This is a genomic window from Shimia sp. R11_0, from assembly GCF_017744035.1.
Taxonomy (GTDB): Bacteria; Pseudomonadota; Alphaproteobacteria; order Rhodobacterales; family Rhodobacteraceae; genus Shimia; species Shimia marina.
In genome coordinates, this window is sequence record NZ_JAGHQY010000003.1 from 1 (window position 1) to 15,190 (window position 15,190).

17 protein-coding genes and 1 tRNA gene are annotated in these 15,190 nt (G+C 54.1%); 7 read left to right on the top strand and 11 right to left on the bottom strand.

Features of this window, described 5'->3' with window-relative positions:
- The first annotated feature begins 41 nt into the window (after positions 1-41).
- A tRNA-Met gene (locus J7382_RS06950) sits at positions 42-118 on the top strand.
- 102 nt (positions 119-220) lie between these two features.
- Here the strand turns inward: J7382_RS06950 and J7382_RS06955 are convergent.
- The 6 genes from J7382_RS06955 to J7382_RS06980 all read right to left on the bottom strand — a co-directional run bounded on the left by J7382_RS06955 (position 221) and on the right by J7382_RS06980 (position 3,613).
- Complete coding sequence (locus J7382_RS06955; protein ID WP_209068325.1) at positions 221-790, bottom strand: zinc ribbon domain-containing protein; 570 nt, start codon at positions 788-790, stop codon at positions 221-223.
- Positions 791-837: 47 nt separating this feature from the next.
- The gene (locus tag J7382_RS06960; RefSeq protein WP_209068327.1) at positions 838-1,044 is read right to left on the bottom strand and encodes a hypothetical protein; all 207 of its coding nucleotides are present in this window, start codon (positions 1,042-1,044) and stop codon (positions 838-840) included.
- Entirely contained in the window at positions 1,041-1,289 is a 249-nt protein-coding gene (locus J7382_RS06965; protein ID WP_209068329.1) for a hypothetical protein, read from the bottom strand. The genes J7382_RS06960 and J7382_RS06965 overlap by 4 nt, the downstream gene beginning before the upstream one ends.
- An 8-nt stretch (positions 1,290-1,297) precedes the next feature.
- On the bottom strand, positions 1,298-1,591 hold the full coding sequence (locus tag J7382_RS19930; protein WP_247744896.1) for a transposase: 294 nt from the start codon (positions 1,589-1,591) through the stop codon (positions 1,298-1,300).
- Positions 1,592-1,685: 94 nt separating this feature from the next.
- On the bottom strand, positions 1,686-2,651 hold the full coding sequence (locus J7382_RS06975; RefSeq protein WP_209068330.1) for a pyridoxal-phosphate dependent enzyme: 966 nt from the start codon (positions 2,649-2,651) through the stop codon (positions 1,686-1,688).
- An 8-nt stretch (positions 2,652-2,659) separates the two neighbouring features.
- Positions 2,660-3,613, bottom strand: a complete 954-nt coding sequence (locus J7382_RS06980) for an ornithine cyclodeaminase family protein (RefSeq protein WP_209068331.1) — start codon at positions 3,611-3,613, stop codon at positions 2,660-2,662.
- Positions 3,614-3,740: 127 nt separating this feature from the next.
- Between J7382_RS06980 and J7382_RS06985 the strand changes: the two genes are divergently transcribed.
- Together J7382_RS06985 and argE are read left to right on the top strand one after the other, a co-directional pair.
- A complete protein-coding gene (locus J7382_RS06985; RefSeq protein ID WP_209068333.1) occupies positions 3,741-4,361 on the top strand; it encodes a PAS domain-containing protein in 621 nt (206 codons plus the stop codon).
- The gene (argE, locus tag J7382_RS06990) at positions 4,354-5,508 is read left to right on the top strand and encodes an acetylornithine deacetylase (protein WP_209068334.1); all 1,155 of its coding nucleotides are present in this window, start codon (positions 4,354-4,356) and stop codon (positions 5,506-5,508) included. Before J7382_RS06985 ends, argE begins: the two co-directional genes overlap by 8 nt.
- A gap of 45 nt (positions 5,509-5,553) precedes the next feature.
- Here the strand turns inward: argE and J7382_RS06995 are convergent, their stop codons facing one another.
- The 3 genes from J7382_RS06995 to J7382_RS07005 form a co-directional block, all read right to left on the bottom strand.
- Positions 5,554-6,678: an aminotransferase gene (locus J7382_RS06995; RefSeq protein WP_209068335.1), complete on the bottom strand. Its 1,125-nt coding sequence runs from the start codon at positions 6,676-6,678 to the stop codon at positions 5,554-5,556.
- A gap of 14 nt (positions 6,679-6,692) precedes the next feature.
- Positions 6,693-7,652 carry an ornithine cyclodeaminase family protein gene (locus J7382_RS07000; protein ID WP_209068337.1) on the bottom strand — a complete coding sequence of 320 codons (960 nt, stop codon included), beginning with the start codon at positions 7,650-7,652 and terminating at the stop codon, positions 6,693-6,695.
- A 168-nt stretch (positions 7,653-7,820) separates the two neighbouring features.
- Positions 7,821-8,786: a LysR family transcriptional regulator gene (locus tag J7382_RS07005; RefSeq protein ID WP_209068338.1), complete on the bottom strand. Its 966-nt coding sequence runs from the start codon at positions 8,784-8,786 to the stop codon at positions 7,821-7,823.
- Between the two features lie 241 nt (positions 8,787-9,027).
- Between J7382_RS07005 and J7382_RS07010 the strand changes: the two genes are divergently transcribed.
- From J7382_RS07010 to J7382_RS07025, 4 genes are all read left to right on the top strand, one after another.
- The gene (locus J7382_RS07010) at positions 9,028-9,849 is read left to right on the top strand and encodes a DeoR/GlpR family DNA-binding transcription regulator (RefSeq protein ID WP_209068340.1); all 822 of its coding nucleotides are present in this window, start codon (positions 9,028-9,030) and stop codon (positions 9,847-9,849) included.
- The gene (locus J7382_RS07015; RefSeq protein ID WP_348540014.1) at positions 9,846-10,619 is read left to right on the top strand and encodes an inositol monophosphatase family protein; all 774 of its coding nucleotides are present in this window, start codon (positions 9,846-9,848) and stop codon (positions 10,617-10,619) included. The genes J7382_RS07010 and J7382_RS07015 overlap by 4 nt, the downstream gene beginning before the upstream one ends.
- Positions 10,619-12,295: a Na/Pi cotransporter family protein gene (locus J7382_RS07020; RefSeq protein WP_209068343.1), complete on the top strand. Its 1,677-nt coding sequence runs from the start codon at positions 10,619-10,621 to the stop codon at positions 12,293-12,295. The genes J7382_RS07015 and J7382_RS07020 overlap by 1 nt, the downstream gene beginning before the upstream one ends.
- A gap of 212 nt (positions 12,296-12,507) precedes the next feature.
- The gene (locus tag J7382_RS07025) at positions 12,508-13,911 is read left to right on the top strand and encodes a multicopper oxidase family protein (protein WP_247744897.1); all 1,404 of its coding nucleotides are present in this window, start codon (positions 12,508-12,510) and stop codon (positions 13,909-13,911) included.
- Between the two features lie 141 nt (positions 13,912-14,052).
- Here the strand turns inward: J7382_RS07025 and J7382_RS07030 are convergent, their stop codons facing one another.
- Together J7382_RS07030 and J7382_RS07035 are read right to left on the bottom strand one after the other, a co-directional pair.
- On the bottom strand, positions 14,053-14,277 hold the full coding sequence (locus tag J7382_RS07030; protein WP_209068345.1) for a hypothetical protein: 225 nt from the start codon (positions 14,275-14,277) through the stop codon (positions 14,053-14,055).
- A 33-nt stretch (positions 14,278-14,310) separates the two neighbouring features.
- The gene (locus J7382_RS07035) at positions 14,311-14,997 is read right to left on the bottom strand and encodes an extensin family protein (protein ID WP_209068346.1); all 687 of its coding nucleotides are present in this window, start codon (positions 14,995-14,997) and stop codon (positions 14,311-14,313) included.
- Positions 14,998-15,190 lie beyond the last annotated feature (193 nt).

Here is a 15,190-nt window from a genome sequence, read left to right on the forward strand (position 1 = left end):
CAAATAGCCTCAAAGCCAAAAGGCAAAAAAGGCAAAAGCGTCGCGGGATGGAGCAGCCCGGTAGCTCGTCAGGCTCATAACCTGAAGGTCGTAGGTTCAAATCCTACTCCCGCAACCAATATATACAGAACGGGCCGAAGCAAGGCGCTCCGAGGCCGTTTTTGTTTGGCCCAAGGCCAGCAAACCAGCCAGCTCCCCAACCAGTTCAATGTCCATGCCATCAGTGCGTGGGGGGCAGCTGGATCTCCTCCAGCAGGGACCGGATGATCGTTGTGGCTTCGGCTTTGGTCTCGGGATCGTTTAGCGCTTCGCTTAGGTTGGCGACCTTGCTGCGGTACACATCGGACAAATTGGGATGCAGCAACACTGGTGCCGATTGGTCCGCATTGGACAGATCGGCTTCCAGTTCCGCCTTATGGGCTTCCAGGCTGTCCATCTTCTCTTTCATGCTCTCGTGAAACATCCCTTCGGCAATGGCGTCGATGATGCGGTCGATCTGCCGGGTGACCTGGGTAAGGTCACGTTTGGTTTTAGCTTCATCAACAGAACTCTGGACTGAGAGGCGATTGTGTTCTTCTTGGTAGGCTTTGACAAACTCGGCAATGAGATCGGGATGCAGAAGCTGGTCTTTGAGGCCAGTTATAACACGGCTTTCCAGTTCTTCCCACTTGTTGGTCTTGCGGTTGTCGCTGGTGCCTTTGTTCCGAGTATTGGCGCAGCCGTAGTTGGTTTTGCCCACAATGGTGTAGCCGCCGCTGCAGCAAGCGCACTTCAAAAGACCTGAAAACAAGTGTTTTGCTCGCTTGGCGCGCTCTGGACGGTTGAGACCGTCCGCTATCACGGCGTTGCGTGACGCTTTTGGGCGTGCTTTGGCAGATATGTGATGTCGGCACACCAGACTTGGTTGGGCTGGGTTATCCGCAAACCGCGCAACAGATAGGGATAGGTCTTGTGCCCTTTCGCCGCCTTGCTGGTGTTGGGCTTCTGGTAGATCGGCATCAAGCCCATCAGCCGCATCAGGCGTCGGATGCGCTTCTCGTTCACCAACCTCTCGGGACATTGCCCCGCAATGCCCTGCCGGTCAGTGGATGGCCTTCGTTTCGCAAGTGCCAAGTCATTTGCCGGACGCCAAAGAACGGTGTTTCCAGAAACTGCTCATCGATCTGGCGCATCAACAGCAGATTCATCGCTGTCTCACCCTTGGGCAGGTAGTAAAACGACGATCGAGAGATCGATAACAGCTTGCACTGTTTGCCAATCGACAGGTTGGTATTCGCAGGCTCAACCATCTTGCGTCTCACTTGCCGGTCCACGGCTTGAGCTTACGTGATACAAAATCGTTGGCGACGGCCAACTCCCCGATCTTCGCGTGCAGTTCTTTGACCTGCTCTTCGTCGATCTCTGGAGGCTTCTTTCCGCCGCGTTCAGACACGCCCGACGCGCCTTTCAGCAAAGCGCGTTTCCAGCTGTGGATCATCGTCGGATGGACGCCAAATTGGCTGGCAAGCTCAGCCACAGTTCGCTCCCCCTTCAAAGCCTCAAGCGCAACTTTCGCCTTGAACTCGGGCGAGTGGTTCTTCCGTTTCGGCATCTCTGATCTCCTCTCCGTCGAAGATCAGCAGACAACAAATCGTAGCTTACGTCAGTTTCCGAATTTCGGAAGGTCGCTCAAAAGGTACGTGGTGTTATATGATGGTGCTTGTTATCTGATCTTGGTCAAAATTAGCCCCACAGAGAAGCACGGCGCTTGTTTGATTTTTGTAGTTTTCAGGGTTGTTAAGGTAGGGAACAAGGGCAAGTGCGGCGGCGCCTTCGACAAGCATGTTGTCTTGCCAAGCGAGTGCTTTAAGGGCTTCGGCGATTTGAGCTTCATCGCAGTGAATGATTTCGTCGATAACCTCTGTGGCCATGGGGAGAGTCACAGACCCTTCATCCACACCGCCGGCAACGCCATCGGCCAATGTATCGAAATGATCTGTTTCGACGATTTGGCCTGCATTGATAGAGGCGGCCAAGGCGGCGGTGTTTACGGCGCTTACGCCAATCACCCGTGTATGTGGCGAGAAGGCCTTCAAGACCGCGCCAATACCAGAAATGAGGCCCCCGCCGCCCATGGAGATAAAGATGTTATCAAGCCTTGGGAGTTGGTCGAGCAACTCGAGACCGATGGTGCCCTGACCTGCGATGACCCCAAGATCGTTGTATGGGGAAATATAGGTGTATCCTTCTTGCCTGGCCAGCTCTCGAGCATGTACCTCCGCGAGCGAAGAATCTGCGCCTGCGATGATCACGCGTGTCCCATAGCTTTCGATGGTTTCGCGTTTTTGTGTCACGACATTTTCTGGCAGGACCACCGTCAATTTATGCCCGGTTTTTTTCGCTGCAAAGGAGCAGGCGATGCCGTGATTGCCGGAGGAGGCTGTGATGACGGGCCGCTCTGTCGGAGTCGTGGTGAGCTTGGCCGTGGCACCGCGCAGCTTGAAAGATCCGGTAAACTGGAAGTTTTCCGTTTTATAGACCAGTTGCGTTCCCTCAGGCTGTGTCAGTCGGGATGGGATGATTGGTGTCTTGTTGATCAGCTGCGCGATGCGCTTGTGTGTGGTTACGGAAGCGGCAGCGGAGCGTAGGATCAGTTCGGAAGGCTTGGACATGGAGGCGCTCATAAAGATGTGTTTTGAAGATTGGCCGCGCGCAAGATCGCGAGGGACACGGCGGCATCCTGTACGGCCAGTCCTGTCAGGTCCGCGATGATGATTTGAGTATCATTTGTGCGGCCGGGGTGATCCTGGTTTAGAACGTGACCGAGGCAGATTGGGCGGCTGTTTGGCGGGAGGTGTTGAAACTCGCCCAATTGCAGAGATTGAGAGGAAGCGTCACAAATCAAAAGCTCCGCAGATGTGATCAGGTTGGTGGAGAGTTCCTGTTTGCCGGGGCTATCCGCACCAAGAGCCGTGATATGGGTGCCGGGCTCGATCCAGTCGCTTGTGATCAATGGCTTTCTTGACGGCGTGCATGTGATAATGACCTCAGCGGCGCCACAGGCTTCAGCCAGATCTGTGACCGACACGGCATCAATTCCGTGTTTCCGAAGCTCTTCAGCGGTTGAATGAGCTTTGGCGGTGTCTCTTCCCCATATTTTAAAAGAGAGGCTCCGATCGGGGGTCAGCTGTTGCAAGCACCGGGCTTGATGGCGGGCCTGCAAGCCTGTTCCAATCACCAGGACGGTGCCGAAGCCTGATTTTGCCAATGCCTTCGTGGCAAGTGCGCCGCCAAGTCCGGTGCGAATGTCGGTGAGCCAGCCTTCGTCCCTAAGTATCGCCAAAGGCGCGCCTGTTTGGGCGCAAAAGACAAGGTTCATTCCATTTGAAGAGGGCAGGCCATTGTCTGGATTACGGTAAAAGCCGGTTGAGACTTTCACAACAAACCCTTCTGTCCCCTCAATAAACCCAGTTTTGACACAGCATTCTCCTTGGGGTTCAGGGAATGTCAGCTGGGCTATGGCTGGGGTCTGTGTGTGGTTTTTAGCGGATGCGATAAAGGCGTTTTTGATCGCCTCTGATGCAATGGAGAAGTCGAACAGCTCTTGAATTTGGTCTTTGTTCAGGTCGATCACTGGGAAGTCTCTGTGGCGGCTCTGTCAGCGGGATTGACCGTTGACCTCTGTTTTGGACTAAAATATCTAAAATAGACATATGAGTCAATTGGGCGTGTCGCCAGACGTGCGTTGAAAGGACAGTTTCTTGTCTCTGAGAACCTTGCGGGCCAACGCCTGTGCCACTGCGGATGCAATTGGATCTTTGTTTGGCCAAAGTGTCGAGGTTGTGGTGCATGATTTGGAAGCGGGCACGATTGCCCATATTGTGAACCCTTACTCACGTCGTGTTCCTGGAGATCCCTCAAACGTGCAGGACGTGGATTTCCGCGCTATGGATATGGTGATTGGTCCATATGAGAAAATCCACTGGGATGGCTCCATCTTACGTTCGATCAGTATTGTGCAGCGTACTGAGGAAGGGCGTGCGGCTTATATGATTTGTGTGAATTCGGATCAGTCTGGATTGCTGTCTCTACAGCGCGCTGTGGAAGCACTGCTTCCGAGCAAGGCAGCAGGATCGGATGTAGGGGATGTATTTCGCAATGACTGGCATGAGCGGCTCAATATCTTTGTCAGCGACTGGTGCCGCGTACGGGATGTTTCAATCGAACGGCTCGACCGTAGTATGCGTCGCGCGCTTCTAGCTGAGCTTGATGTGTCCGGCGCATTGAATGAGCGCAATGCAGCTGCCTATGTTGGCCGCCTTCTTGGCGTGAGTCGCGCGACTATTTACAATGATCTAAAAGCAGGAGCCTCTGATGTCTGATCTCCAAAATACGTTGAGCATTCTGGAACTCTTGGTTGGCTTTGCGACAGTGTCTGAGCGGTCCAACACAGACCTGATTGTCTATGTTGCCGAGTATCTCGAAGAGTTGGGGGTTGAGGCACATGTCTTCCCCGATGCAACCGGACAGAAACATGGCCTCGTTGCACACATCGGTCCCTTGGTCCCCGGCGGCGTTGTTTTGTCTGGACATACAGATGTTGTGCCGGTGACAGGACAGGATTGGCATAGCGATCCTTGGACCTTGACTGAACGAGGTGGCTGCTACTACGGGCGTGGCACATGTGACATGAAAGGGTTTCTGGCTCTGGTATTGGCGGCTGTACCTAAAATGCTGGCCGCGCCTTTGCAAAAGCCGATTCAGTTGGCGTTGTCTTTTGATGAGGAAGTTGGCTGTACCGGGACTGTTCCATTGCTTGCAGAACTGCAGGCGCAGTATCCCATTGCCGACCGAGTGATTGTTGGTGAGCCGACCAACTGGCGTGTTGTGACAGGCCACAAGGGGGGCATTGATGTGACAACTGACATCAAGGGAAAGGCGGCCCACTCTTCCATGCCGCATTTGGGGGTTTCTGCGATCTCCGCCGCAGCCCGTCTTGCGGCATGGCATGAAGAAGAAATGCGGCGTTGTGCTGAACATGCGGATTTGACATCCGGTTTCATGCCTCCGCACAGCACCTTGCAGGTGGGGACCATTCATGGGGGTGTTGCTATGAATATTGTCCCTGACGCTTGTGTGATGGAGACTGATATTCGCTTTACGCCACCTGAAACGGCAGAGGAGTGGCTGCAACGCTACGGATGTTTTGCGGCAGAGGTTGAGCGTGACATGCAGGCACTTCACCCTGAAGCCAGCATCAACTTGCGTGGCATCGAGGTGATCCCCGCGATGATGCCGGAAAAAGAGGGGCCAGCGGAACGTTTGGCGCGTCAATTGACAGGAGACAATGCTGGTCATTGTGTGTCCTATCAGACGGAGGCGGGCCATTTTCAGAGTGCTGGGTATTCCACGGTGGTCTGTGGGCCGGGAGATATCGCACAGGCACATCAACCCAATGAATTCATCACGGCAGAACAGTTGCGGCGTGGGCAGGATGTGATGGAAAAGCTGATCGACAGATTGTGTTAAAGTAGCTGGAGCAAAAGGCCCAAGGCGGGCCCTTTGCAGCACAGGTCAGATGGCGTGGCGCTTGAGGAAAGCAGAAAACTTGGCCAAGCCAGCAACCAGATCAGCTGTTGGATTGGTGTAACCAAGCCGAAGCCAGCCCTCCATGTCCATTGCGCTGCCGGGGGTGAGCATCACACCTTCTTCTTTGAGCAATGTGACGCAGAGCTCGCGGGAGGTCATGGGCAGGTTGTACTTCAAGAGCGCGGTGGTGCCCGATTTTGGTTTGACCCAGCTGATCAGAGGCTCGTTTTCGAGCCAATCCTCAACAATCTGAAGGTTTTTGCGAGTGATGCTCTGCGCGCGCGCAAGAATTTTTTCGCGGTTTTCCAAAGCCATCGCAGCCAGGAGTTCATCAATCTGACCAACGGAAATTGTGTTGTAGTCACGATGGATCATCACATCATGCAGCATGTCTTTGGGGCCTGCGATCCAGCCGACCCGCAGGCCCGCGAGAGAATAGGCTTTGGACATGCCCGCAGTGCTAATGCCTTTTTCATACAGATCAGCGACTGCTGCGGTCATACCATCGCCGTCTTGATCTGTGCCGCGGTAGACTTCGTCACATAGCAGCCACGCATCAACTGACCGCGCGATTGCAACAATCTCTTCCAGCAGAGCCTTATCCATAAGCGCGCCGGTGGGGTTGTTGGGATTGTTGATGGCGATCAGCTTTGTATCTGGGCGCACCATGCTGCGCAATTTGTCCAGATCTGGCAGGAAGGCTTGCTCAGGACGCAGATGTAGTAGCTCAATATCCGCTCCGATGCTTTCAGGGATGGAGTAATGTTGTTGGTAGGTGGGGATGACCGAAATCACATGATCGCCACGTGCAACAAGTGTTTGATGCACCAGAGAGTTGGCCCCAATTGTGCCATGGGTTGTCAGCACATTTTCACGATTTTGGGTGGTGTAGAGGCTGGCGATGGCGTCGCGTAGCCGGTCAGAGCCTTCGATGGCTCCGTATGTCATCTTCATGCCTGACAGTTGGTCTAGAATGCTGTCTTGCACGCCTGCCATCTCAAAGAGTTCACCAAGAGTGATGGATTCAACGCAGGTTTCAGCGAGATTGAGATCACATTTCGTCTCATACTCGTTCATCCACATTTCGACGCCAAAGGGACGAATATCCATTGGTTTGTCCTTTCTCAGCTTTGGTTCTTTGCCGCGTCATAAACGGCGCGGGCCATGAAAATATCTTCGAGCCCCAAGCCAATGGAGCGGAAGAAAACCGGTTTGTCACCTGAAGGTGCCGCACAGGATGTGGTTTGCAGCTCTGCAAGATCGCCACGGATGCTGTCAGCGGACCAGCCGGCTTCCGTTGCCAGCTTCATGTCGCCAGCAGAGGCCGGAGTGGTTGCGCGATAATCGCAATAGACGTCGGCTTCAGAGAGAAATGCCGGGTCCACCTCATGTGCGTTGGCCACATTGGTGCTGATGGAGGTCACCAGTGTTGCGGGCGGGAGGTCGGTTGTGTTGAGGACAGGCGTGCCCGAAGAGGTGCAGAGCATGATCACATCGGCATCACGCGCGGCGGCTTCGGCGCTTTGGGCGCATTGCACGCGCGTGTCGAGAGCGTGCCAGTGTTGCTGAAGTTCCGGGTTCTCGTTCAGAGATGGGGAGAAGACGTGAATGTCTGACCAGTCCCGCAAGGCTGCCGTATGGCGCAGGTGCGCTTGGGCAACTTTGCCAGACCCTATGATTGCAAGCTTTGCTGCACCGGGTTTGGCGAGATGGTCGACCGCCAGTGCGGTGGTGCCCGCAGTGCGTTCTGTTGTCAGCTCACCGGAGTCACACAGCAGGAGGGGTTGCCCGGTATCCATGGACATAAGGACGGTCCAAGCGGTGATCACCGGTTTGCCCGGTTGCACAAGATAGGGGGAAAGCTTGGCTCCAAAGAGGTTGGCACCGGTGCTGGCTCCCTGGTAGGTGATGAAATCCCCTTTGTCTTCGGGGAAAAGTGTCAGGGTTTGTGACGGTTGCACGGCCTGACCTTTGCCCAGCTCTGTAAAAAGTGCACGCATGGCACCAAGGGTGTCCACCTCGGGCAAAATTGACTGAACTGCAGCGGCATCCATGACCAAGGGGGCGGGGGAGGCGGTTGACATGTCTGTGTCTCCTGAACGGTTGGGCGCTTTTGAGGCTATATTGATTGAGCGAGGCGAATGTGTGGCTTGAACCAAATGCCTTTCGCAAATGTGCTTGGGGCTGCTTTATTCTGTGGCTTTCCTTGGGAACATTCGAAACATCGGCTGGATATATCGAGAATTTCGATGTTATTTTCCCAAGGGGACCACCGCACCTGATTGTACAAGGTGATCTGTGAGCAAGGGTTGTTCGCGTACCCGATTGATGAAGGATCTTAAGATAATGTTATGCTCAGCATTCTTGCGGTAGGCGAGATAGATCGGGGAAAAATACTGAAGCTCAGGTCCCGTTTTCAACGCAACGAGGTTGGGGAGAGATGCACCGTAGTAATCTGGCAGAAACCCTACGAAGCGACCGCTGCGAATAAGGATGGCATGGGTTTCCATTTGATCTACCGTTGCCGAAGACGTGATGCTGCCATCGCCCGCATGCGCCGTTTTGCGTTTGTCTTTGCGAATGAAGGGGAAGCGTTGCAGTTCGCCGGGTGTAACAATCAATGAGTGCTGGCTGAGCTCTTCGAAGCCGATGTGCGGAAGTTTCGTCAGCGGGTGGTGTGGCACCGCATAAAGCGAGTGGCGTTCCTGAAAGAGAGGGATGTATTCAAGCCCGCTGCGTTTTTGCGGGAAGGGGCCAATTACAACGTCCTGCTGCCCCTCTAGGATCTGAGTTTCCATGGTTGAGGGCGAGATGAGCGACAGGTCCACATGCGTGTCGGGCGCGCGTTCAGAAAAGCGTCCGAGAACATTGGGCAGCGGCCATGCCGTGTTGGCCAGCATCGCATCCATGATCCCAATGCGAAGCACGCCGCGCAAGTCACCTGAGATTGTTGCTGTTGCGTTTTGAAACCGGTCTGCTGCGGAAAAGAGATCTTCTAGCGCTGCGAGCAGCTTTTTACCCTCGGGAGTTACCGAAAAGCCGCTGCGCCCACGCTTGCACACTCTGAACCCAAGACGTTTTTCCAGATCCGCCAATTGCGTCGAAAGCGTGGATTGTGAGCAATTCAGTGTTGCTTGGGCGCCTGTGATCCCCCCGGCGTCCACGATAGCCTTAAAACTGCGCAGGAGTTTGAGGTCAATGTCTTGTAGGCGCTTCATCTGTGTTTCTCACCGGGGCTATTTGCATCGAGAAAGTAGATGTTACAGGCGTGTTCTTCGACAAAAAAGATGAAATCAGCGCGCCAAGCGTGTCGCGTAGAAACCCACAAAAGCGCTCAAAAGTTGGAGGCGGTCACCCGTATTTAGGGAGTAACTCAAAAATAGACGGAGTTTTTGGTTGCATTATTGGGTGGTTTTGTGGGTTATTGCGGGAAAATGACTGAATTTGGTTTTGGGGTCTATGGACGCTGGACGTTTTTCGCATCGGGAGCTGGAACTCCTCTCTGCTTTGCGCAATCTCGGAGGATCTGCACGTTCTTCCGAGTTGGCTAAGCACATGAATGTATCGGAAGAAACGATCCGTCGCGGCATTAAATCCCTGTCTAAGGCTGGTGCCTTGGAGCGCGTACACGGGGGGGCCTATCTGATTGGAGGTGTTGGAGATCCCAGCTACTTTCAGAGAATGGGGTTGTTTCAACAGGAAAAACGGCGCATCGCGAAACATGTGGCCAAGCAAGTCCGTGGGAATATGACCGTTTTTCTCGATGTTGGCTCGACCACGGCTTTTGTTGCAGAGCGGTTGCGCAAGCTGTCGGGGCTGACAATTGTCACAAACTCTATGGGGATTGCTCAGACACTGATGGGTACAAGCGACAACAGAGTGCATTTTTTGGGTGGCGAAATGCACAGCAAAGAGCGTGGCACTTTCGGGGCGCAGACCGAAAAGCAGGCGCAGCGGTTTGTGTTTGACGTGGCTGTTCTGAGCGTGGACGGGCTTTCAGCAAAGCGTGGAGCGTCGTTTGCGAATGTGGCCGAAGCGACCTTGTCAGAAGTGGTGGCCGAGTGCTCCGAGCGGGTCGTTATTGGTATGGATCATAATAAATTTGGCCTAAAGGCCCCGCATGTCGGGCTGTCGCCTAAGGCCATTCACAGTCTGATTGTGGATAAAAAGCCAGAAAAAGAAATGGCGCGTGCGCTGAAGTCTTGGGATGTGGCCCTTGTGGTTGTGCCCGATGAAAAAACGGATGGCGAAACGGATGCGTGTCTGGAGGACAAAGAGTGACAAACCTAGAAGAACTGGCCCAGCACGCGGCAACCATGGCAAAAACGATTGTGCCCACGGCGCTGTCGCATTTTCGCGGAGAGTTGGGTGTTGAATTCAAGTCCGATGAGAGCCCGGTGACACAAGCGGACAAAGCTGTGGAAGCGGATGTCAGAGCATATCTTTCCAAGCATTTCCCGGAACACGGAATTTTCGGGGAAGAAGAGGGTATGGATCTCAAAGACAGTGCGCATCTTTGGGTGATTGATCCGATTGATGGGACAAGGTCGTTCCTTTCCGGCAATCCATTGTTTGGATTTCTGCTGGCGCATTTGATCGATGGGCGGGTGGAGATCGGGGTGATTGGTATGCCTGCGCTGGGAGAGGTCTTTATTGGTGTGCGGGGCGCCGGCGCGATGAAGAATGACGCGCCAATCTCTGTGTCTGCACAGCGTGATCTGTCAAAAAGCGTTCTCTATGTGAATGAGGGTGACAAGATCTATCACAACCACCCGGAAGTTTTTGCGCGGTTGATGCAGGCAGGTCAGACGCGGCGCATGGCCTATGATTGCTATCCGCATGCGCTTTTGGCGATGGGGCATGTGGATGTGGTGGTCGACTATGATCTGCAACCTTATGATTACCTCGCGGTGTCCGCCGTCATCGAGGCCGCGGGTGGGATCATGACGGATTGGTCTGGCGCTCCTTTGACTCTGGAAAGTGATGGGCGCGTGGTTTCTGCTGCCACGCCTGAACTGCATGCACAGATTTTGAAGGTGTTGAACTACTGATGGAAATCTTGAGTTTTTTTCTGAGCCTGGCCGGTGCCACAATGCTCCTACTATTTGCCGTTCGCATGGTGCGTACGGGCATCGAGCGCAGCTTTGGAGCGTCATTTCAAAGAATTATGACTGGCTCGCGTGGCCCTCTGGCCAATTCCTCACTTGGCTTGGGATTGGCAATGGTGCTGCAGAGTTCCGCAGCTGTCGCACTGTTGGCCACGGGTTTTATGGCCAGCGGATATCTGCAATTTCCAGCGGCCTTGGCGATTGTATTAGGCGGAGATCTTGGATCTGCTTTGGTGATCCAGATCCTGTCTTTCCGTCTCGACTGGCTGGTGCCTTTGCTGCTTGCAGTGGGGGGGTGGCTTTTTGTCAAAGTAGAAGAACGACGCTGGCGGCAGGCTGGGCGGATCCTGATGGGCGTCGCGTTCATCCTGATTTCGTTGCGCTTTTTGCGGGAAGCTATGGATCCCATACGGGACAGCGCCTTTTTGCCTGCGATTGCCGAGTATCTGGCGCGTGACTATGTGACTGCGTTCCTTGTTGGGGCGGCTCTGGCGTTTGTTATGCATTCCTCTGTGGCAGCTATTTTGATGTGTGTGACACTGGTACAGATTGATGCCATTCCTTTCGCTGCGGGACTGTCGCTTGTGTTGGGGGCCAATCTGGGGTCTGCGTTTATCCCGGTCTGGCTGGCGCGTGGCATTGAGGGCGAGGCAAAGCTTCTACCTTACACGAACTTGGTGCTGCGCGGCGTTTGGGCTGTGATTTCTCTGTTTGTGGTCAATGTGTTGCTGCCACAGGGCTTTTGGGGTGCCTCGCAATCTGGCCAGATGCTGGTTGTCGCGCATGTGACCTTCAACGCGGTTCTGGTTGTTTTGGCGATGCCTTTTGGCAAATTGATCGCGACCACTGCTTTGCAATTCGCTCCGAAAAGGAAGACCGCCGCTGATTTTGTCGCCGATATTCGCCCGGGATCAGCCTTGGACATCGAGAATGTTGGCACACCTGCGCAGGTGATTGCCAGCTTGAAGAAAGAGCTGCTGCGCATGTCAGAATTGGTTGAGGTGATGTTCCGACCAACGCTTACGCTTTACCGAGATGGGGATCCTGAGCAGATCAAAGCGGTTCAGGAGATGGATCTTGAAGTGAACGCTTGCTTGCAGAACATTCGTGAATTTGTCGCCATACTGCCGACCAAGAGCTTAGACAAAAGCAAACAAAAGACGGCTCGTGATTTGATGGAGTACGCTATCCGCCTGGAAACCGCTGGCGATGTTGTTGCAAAGCGTTTGTGTGTATTGGCTCAGGACCTGAATGAAGTGCATACCACGTTCTCAGATGATGGTTGGGCAGAGCTTACACGTATGCATGAAGCTATTCGCGCAAACCTCACGTTGGCGAGCAATACGCTTGTGTCCGATGATCTGGAAAGTGCACGTGTTTTGAGTTTGGAGAAAACCGAGATCAAACGCGCGGAGCGCAAGAGCCGAAAGCGGCATCTGAAGCGTCTACAGCTGGGGCAGGAAGACAGCTTTGCCACGTCGGACATTCATTTGGAAACACTGAGGGCTTTTCGCGAGTTCAACAGCCATATTTCCGCGATTGCTTACCCGCTGCTTTATAAACACGGTCAGTTGCTGGAGACCCGTCTGATTGAGGACATGCCGCCAGCCGAGGCTTGATAGGCCCTCTTGGGGCTTAAATGTCGGGCTGGCTGCGCGTGTGCTCGACATTTCAAAATCCTGTGGTACGGAGGTCTTTGCCAGGAGAGTCCTAGCCTCAACATACGGCGGTGCCTACGTCCGGAAGATTGCGAAACCAGCCCTTTGGGGTGTGCCGTCTGAGGCGTATGTCCGCCATATGTTGTTTTTCTTGAGCGAGGGAGGGCAGTATCATGTTTCCGACACCAAAAATGAACCGGCGCAATTTCTTGTACGGGGCAGGGGCCTTGGCATTGGGGGGCTTGGCGGGTGTCAGCCAGATCCGCGCCAGTGCAGGGACGCCCCTGTCTTTGAGGACCCAAAAAACGGCCTATGCGATTGGGGAGCGCCCGGCGACAGAGGGGCTGTTCAGCTTCGCGGAAAACGCACCGCCTCCAGTTCTGCGCCTGAAACGCAATCAGGTGGCGCGGATTGATGTGACCAATGGATTGGAGGATTACACGAGCATCCATTGGCATGGGCTTAGGATTGCCAATGCAATGGATGGGGTGCCCTATTTGACCCAGTTTCCGATTGCTTCAGAAGAGACCTTTTCCTACGAATTTACGCCGCCAGACGCTGGCACGTTCTGGTATCATCCGCATTGCAACACGATGGAGCAGATGGCCTATGGGCTGACTGGCATTCTGATTGTGGAAGAGGAGGAAGACCCTGGATTTGATGCGGATGTGCCGATCAATCTCAAAGACTTTCGCTTGGATGATGACGGCAGCTTGTTGCCGTATTTTACGGCGAGAGGCGCGGCGCGTGGTGGAACGTTAGGGACTGCGCGGACTGTGAATTGGCGGACCGCACCTGAGTATGAGATCCCATCTGGAGGTTTGGTGCGGTTGCGCATCGTAAATACGGACCTCACCCGGGTCTATAAGGTGTTCCTGCCCAATACGGAGGGGCACATTATCGCTTGGAATGGCAATCCTCTGCGTGAAGACATTGCTTGGCCGACGCAGGAGGCCCCCCTTTGGCTGGCACCTGGGGAGCGTGTCGATATTGCTCTCCGCGCGCCAGATGTTGCTGACGAGGTTATTCAGGCACAAACCCTTATTGCGCGGCAAGCACAGCCCCTGTTTTCATTGCGGACCACTGGTGTCTCCAAGAAGCGTGACTTGGCAGAGTTGAAATCATTGTCTCCTGTGGAGGTGCGGGAGCCAGATCTCAGAACTGCTGAAACAAAGGACATTCTGTTTGGCTGGTCGCCTGAAGGTACGGGCAGTAACAACGGTTTGTGTGGAGATTTCGGCTATACGTTTTGGTCCATAAACAGAAACCCATGGCCCGGGGATGCTGTGAAGGGCAGTGGGCCGGTGGTCGAACTCAAGCAAGGCGAGAGTTACATCCTAAAGCTTACCAACAAATCGCCAAATCTACATCCGATCCATTTGCATGGGCTCATTTTCCGCCCTCTCAGGTCTAATCGTAGGGTGCTTCCAAGCAACTGGACCGATACGATTTTGTTGTTGAAAGATGAGGTGATTGAGGTCGCTCTCTTCGCGGATAATCCCGGAGACTGGGCCTTTCATTGCCATGTCATTGAGCATCAGAAGTCAGGGTTGTCCGGCTATATTAGCGTTGTTTGAAACGCGTTTAGGTTACAGAGAGCAGACCGCCAAAAGAACGCGACCATCGCATATCATGCGGGTTGGGGGCAGCTGTGACGGGCCAAGAAAACAAGGCGCGCCGGCGCCTCGTACAATTGCCTTTCTGTCCCAATTCAGCGTTTACTGCGCGGCGTAATGCTGCGGTGTGTCCCAAGACGCAGGGAGGCAGTGCTTTGTTTGGAAGGAGATCGCATGTGACGCAGGCAGGCGGCAGGTTACAACAAAGTCGCCCTCTGCGTTGATCTGTGTTTCCATTTCGCCGCCGAGCGCGCTGCAGTTTGCGTGAAGCTCGCTCAGTTGCTCCACCCCGATATTGAGGTAAGGGCCTAATAGTACATGTGTCATTGGTTTCCTTCCTGATGGATGTTTTTATGTGTCTTAGCTGAAGGCTTTGACGATGGCGGGCATCGAGAGGCGTTCTTCCAGTGCTTCGATACTCGCGGTTAAGAAGTGATCCCAGTTGTCGCGTATAGACAAAGCGCCGAGATTCAGCTCCGCGCGTACAGCGCGCTCTGCTTGTTGGGTCTCTGGCCCGTATGTTCCGTCACATTCCAGTTCTTGGTCGAAGAGATAGCGCAGAGCATTTTGCAAAAACAAAGTACGGCTCTTGGAGTGTTTGCGAAATCCTATGGGATCACCGTTGTCAAAATGGATATGATCCTCAAATCTTTGATCGTAGCCATAGGTCAAAACGGTGCCAAAGGCGCGCCGTAGGTGGGCTTCGATGATCAGATATTCAAATCGCCGGGTGTTAAAGCTGTTTGCAACCCAAGTCTGACCGTCAGAAAAAACGAGGCCGTCCAAATCAAAGGCGCGCTTTCTTTCATGATAGCCAACGCCGCCACCAGAACGGGAGATGCCACCTGTGAGGATGGACGTCACCTCGCCAACGCCCGCTGCAGCGAGGCTCAGGAACATCTCCTGAAATGCGCGGTCTGCCGCGGCTGCAAATTTTGCATCGACATAAGGGCGTAGCGGGTACCCGGTGTGTCCATAATTGGAGTCAGGTTCGCGATCATATAGGATCGGAACACCTGCCAGAGCTTTGATGCGCTGAATTGGCATTTGGTCTTGTTTCCCGAAGAGGTTGCCTGGCGGATAAGCGTCAGGAGTAGGGTTCGAGGTCTCCATCCATGGAGAGCCTGAGTGGGGTGTCTATCGGCATGTAGTGCCCCTGCATAAGCCCGCATGCTGCGGATGGTGCAAAAGAGGCAGAGCTCAATAAACGCAAGATTGGTGCGGCACTTCCCCGCCCGCC

What these genes read in the sequence shown, in the direction of transcription:
- J7382_RS07020 (WP_209068343.1), top strand. Translation starts at nt 10,619, where the DNA reads ATGGAAATCTTGAGTTTTTTTCTGAGCCTGGCCGGTGCCACAATGCTC.
- J7382_RS07000 (WP_209068337.1), bottom strand. Translation starts at nt 7,652, where the DNA reads ATGTCAACCGCCTCCCCCGCCCCCTTGGTCATGGATGCCGCTGCAGTT.
- J7382_RS07030 (WP_209068345.1), bottom strand. Translation starts at nt 14,277, where the DNA reads ATGACACATGTACTATTAGGCCCTTACCTCAATATCGGGGTGGAGCAA.
- J7382_RS06995 (WP_209068335.1), bottom strand. Translation starts at nt 6,678, where the DNA reads ATGGATATTCGTCCCTTTGGCGTCGAAATGTGGATGAACGAGTATGAG.
- argE (WP_209068334.1), top strand. Translation starts at nt 4,354, where the DNA reads ATGTCTGATCTCCAAAATACGTTGAGCATTCTGGAACTCTTGGTTGGC.
- J7382_RS07010 (WP_209068340.1), top strand. Translation starts at nt 9,028, where the DNA reads ATGGACGCTGGACGTTTTTCGCATCGGGAGCTGGAACTCCTCTCTGCT.
- J7382_RS07025 (WP_247744897.1), top strand. Translation starts at nt 12,508, where the DNA reads ATGTTTCCGACACCAAAAATGAACCGGCGCAATTTCTTGTACGGGGCA.
- J7382_RS06965 (WP_209068329.1), bottom strand. Translation starts at nt 1,289, where the DNA reads ATGGTTGAGCCTGCGAATACCAACCTGTCGATTGGCAAACAGTGCAAG.
- J7382_RS06975 (WP_209068330.1), bottom strand. Translation starts at nt 2,651, where the DNA reads ATGTCCAAGCCTTCCGAACTGATCCTACGCTCCGCTGCCGCTTCCGTA.
- J7382_RS07035 (WP_209068346.1), bottom strand. Translation starts at nt 14,997, where the DNA reads ATGCCAATTCAGCGCATCAAAGCTCTGGCAGGTGTTCCGATCCTATAT.
- J7382_RS07005 (WP_209068338.1), bottom strand. Translation starts at nt 8,786, where the DNA reads ATGAAGCGCCTACAAGACATTGACCTCAAACTCCTGCGCAGTTTTAAG.
- J7382_RS19930 (WP_247744896.1), bottom strand. Translation starts at nt 1,591, where the DNA reads ATGCCGAAACGGAAGAACCACTCGCCCGAGTTCAAGGCGAAAGTTGCG.